Here is a 3,255-nt window from a genome sequence, read left to right as displayed (position 1 = left end):
GTCGGTGAAGAACCACAGGGCGACGATGTGCAGGACGTAGAGGGTCAGCGCCGTCCTGCCGACCGCGGCGAGCGGTGCGGCCGAACGGGAAAGGCGGGGCATCCCGCCGGAGAGGGCCAGGCACGTGGACAGCACCACCAGGGCCACGCCCATGTTGCCGACGATGGAGAAGGTCGTCTGGCTGTGCGGTGCCGCCACGAGCAGCCAGGCGGGCGGGGTGGAGCCCTCGGGGTCTCCGACGGTGTCGGACCACCACGCGGAGGACGCCGAGCCGCCGTCCGTGGCGGCCGCTACGGCGGACAGCGCATGGGGGACCAGACGCAGGGCCAGCCAGGAGCCGCCGTAGCCGAGTACGGTGCACACCCCGCCCACCAGGGCCAGCCGGGACCGGACACCGGGCCGCCCGAGGTCCAGCCTCGCCACCGCCATGCCCGCGATCAGAAACGGCATCCAGGTCAGGACCGGATACTCTCCGGTGAACAGAAGCTCGATCAAGCCGTCGGTACCGGTGATCCGGGCCAGCGGGTCGGCGGCGATGACGGCGTCCGGCCAGGTCCCGTCCTCGATGGCCTTCTGCACCAGGTACAGGATCTGAGGAAGGACGAGCGCTCCGGCGGCGGCGATGAGCGCAAGCGTCGCGACCCGCATCCGGTGCAGGGGCAGAACGGCGAGGAAGAGCACCCCGTAGAAGCTCAGGATCACGTCGATCGGGGTGTCCAGAGCGCTCAGAGCGTAACCGAGCATCACGAGGACGACGGCTCGGATCACGACTCTCCCCACGGCCTGGCGACCGGCGCGCCCGGTCCTGGGGCACGGACGGCCGGTGATGATGACCAGCGAGAAACCGGCGAGCAGCGCGAACAGGGCGGAGGAGCGGCCCCGCGCCGTCTCCAGCAGGAACCCCACAGGTCCGCCCACGCTCACATCGGGGCCGACGTGGACGGAGTACATGCCGAGGACCGCGAGGCCCCGGGCCAGGTCGACACCGATCAGCCGCTCCGTCGAGGACGTGCCCGAGGGAGCAGTCGACGACGTGCCCGAGGGAACTGCGGAACGAGCCGCCTCCAACTCGGGTGCCACCTCGCTCGACACCGCGAGCGATGGGTTCGGCGTCATGCCTCCAGTCTGTGCCGAACCTCCGGCACGGATCACCGAGTGCCGTTCCGAAGGCACCCCGCCGACGGGCCGAAGCCAACCCGGCCGGCCGGCCGAGGACACCCCCACCGGCCGGCCGGGACCGTGCGGCCAATCGGCGGAAACACCTCCGGCTCGCTCGCGGACGGCCCCCTGCGTGGTAGGCATCGAACCGCGGGCATGCGACGAGCGGAGCGCACGTGATCCGGGTACTGGTGGTCGACGACGAGGCCCTGGTCCGCGGCGGCTTCACACACATCCTCGGCACGGCGGACGACATCGAGGTCGTGGCGGCGGTTCCCGGCGGCCATGCCGTCCGGGCGGTACACGAGTCGCACCCCGACGTGGTCCTGCTGGACATCAGGATGCCGGACGTGGACGGGCTCACCGTCCTGGCCGACCTCCGCCGCATGCCCGACCCCCCGGTGGTGGCCATGCTCACCACGTTCGACGCCGACGAGTACGTGGCGACCGCGCTGCGCTCGGGCGCCGCCGGATTCCTGCTCAAGGACACCGACCCCGAGCAACTTCCGCATCTGGTGAGAGCACTCGCCGAGGGGGGGACCGTGCTGTCGTCGAAGGTCACCCGCAGGGTGGTGGACGGCTATCTCGACAAACCCGTGCACGAGCCCGGCGCCGACCTCACCGCCCGGCTGAGCGATCGCGAGCGGGCAGTCCTCGTCCTCATGGCCGAAGGGCTGGGCAACACGGACATCGGCAAACGGATGCATCTGAGTACGGGCACCGTCAAAGGCCACGTCAGCGCCGTGTTCAGCAAACTCCAGGTCAGCAGCCGTGTCCAGGCCGCCCTGATCGCCGAGCGCGAGGGGCTGCTCGGACCACCGCACGACGGGGACACCGGATGAATTCCCGACGACCGCCCGCTTGGCTGCTGGATGCCGCCCTCGTCTGCGCCTCGGTGGCCGATGCATGGGTCAACGTCGACTTCACCGACCAGGTGGCGGCGCCTGCCTGCGCCCTGCTCGGCGCCCTCGTCCTCGTCCTGCGACGGCGTGCGCCGCTGGCAACCTTCGCGCTCACCCTTCCCACCGCCATGATCACCGATGCGGTGGTCGCCCCCCTCGCAGCCCTGTACACGCTCTCCTCGCTCAGCCGGCACCGGGTACTGCTGGCCTGCTGCGCCCTGGTCTACGCGATCGCCGACTTCCTCCCCTGGCCCTGGTCGTCCCTGAAGACGAACGAACTCTCGGGCACCCACAACCTCGTCCATCTCAGCTACGCCCTGGCCACCGCAGCCGCACCAGTCTTCCTCGGCCAGCTCGTGCAGGCCCAGCGCGAGCTGTCGCTGCGACTCACCGAGATCACCGAGGCCCGCGAGCACGAACGGCTGCTGACGGCCCAGGGCGTCCTGGCGAAGGAACGCGCAGAGCTGGCCCGGGAGATGCACGATGTGGTCTCCCATCAGGTCAGCCTCATCGCCGTACAGGCCGGAGCGCTCCAGGTGGGCAGCCGGGACGCCGAGACCAGACAGGCCGCGGCCACGATCCGGCGCCTCAGCGTGCAGACCCTGGACGAGCTGCGGCACATGGTCAGTGTGCTGCGCGCCGCCGGCAGCCGCCCCACCGAGCTCACCCCCCAGCCGTCCCTCGCCGACCTTCAGCGGCTGGTCGACGGCAGCGGCATCGAGGCGGAACTGAAGACGGACCTGCCCGAAGACCTTCCGCCCACCGTCCAGCGCGCCGTCTACCGCACGGTGCAGGAAGCCTTGACCAACGTCCGCAAACACGCCGCGGGAGCGACGGCGACCGTTCGCATCCTCTGCAAGGACGGTTCCGTCCGGGTCACCGTGACCAACAGCGCTCCCACGCGGCCCTCGCTGGCACTGCCCAGCGCCCAGCACGGCCTCGTCGGCCTCGGTCAACGCGCCGAACTCCTGGGCGGCACCGTCAGCTCCGGGCCCAGGGCCGACGGCGGCTACGAGCTCCGCCTGGAGCTGCCCGTCGAGCAGAACCGGTGACCACGTGTGCCGACGCCTCCCGGGTCGGGTTCGTCACCGACGCGACGACCGCGGTCGTCGTCCTTCCGCCTCCCGCGGCACCACGTACCCGGCCCACGACCGCATCCGCGCCCTGGCGACGAGCCCCCGCCCGGCCGCGCTGG

3 protein-coding genes are annotated in these 3,255 nt (G+C 71.2%); 2 read left to right on the top strand and 1 reads right to left on the bottom strand.

Features of this window, described 5'->3' with window-relative positions:
- A partial coding sequence (locus AB0H32_RS47495) for a heparan-alpha-glucosaminide N-acetyltransferase domain-containing protein (protein WP_361135716.1) occupies window positions 1–1,116 on the bottom strand: 1,116 nt, incomplete at its 3' end.
- Window positions 1,117–1,334: 218 nt separating this feature from the next.
- Here AB0H32_RS47495 and AB0H32_RS47490 point away from each other — a divergent pair.
- Together AB0H32_RS47490 and AB0H32_RS47485 are read left to right on the top strand one after the other, a co-directional pair.
- The gene (locus AB0H32_RS47490) at window positions 1,335–2,000 is read left to right on the top strand and encodes a response regulator transcription factor (protein ID WP_361135712.1); all 666 of its coding nucleotides are present in this window, start codon (window positions 1,335–1,337) and stop codon (window positions 1,998–2,000) included.
- Window positions 1,997–3,112: a histidine kinase gene (locus AB0H32_RS47485; RefSeq protein ID WP_361135709.1), complete on the top strand. Its 1,116-nt coding sequence runs from the start codon at window positions 1,997–1,999 to the stop codon at window positions 3,110–3,112. Before AB0H32_RS47490 ends, AB0H32_RS47485 begins: the two co-directional genes overlap by 4 nt.
- The last annotated feature ends 143 nt before the right edge of the window (window positions 3,113–3,255 follow it).

It is taken from the genome of Streptomyces sp. NPDC020362 (assembly GCF_040642095.1).
In the GTDB taxonomy this organism is placed as follows: domain Bacteria; phylum Actinomycetota; class Actinomycetes; order Streptomycetales; family Streptomycetaceae; genus Streptomyces.
Note: the sequence above shows the minus strand (reverse complement) of the source record. Positions and strands in the feature narration are given on the sequence as shown.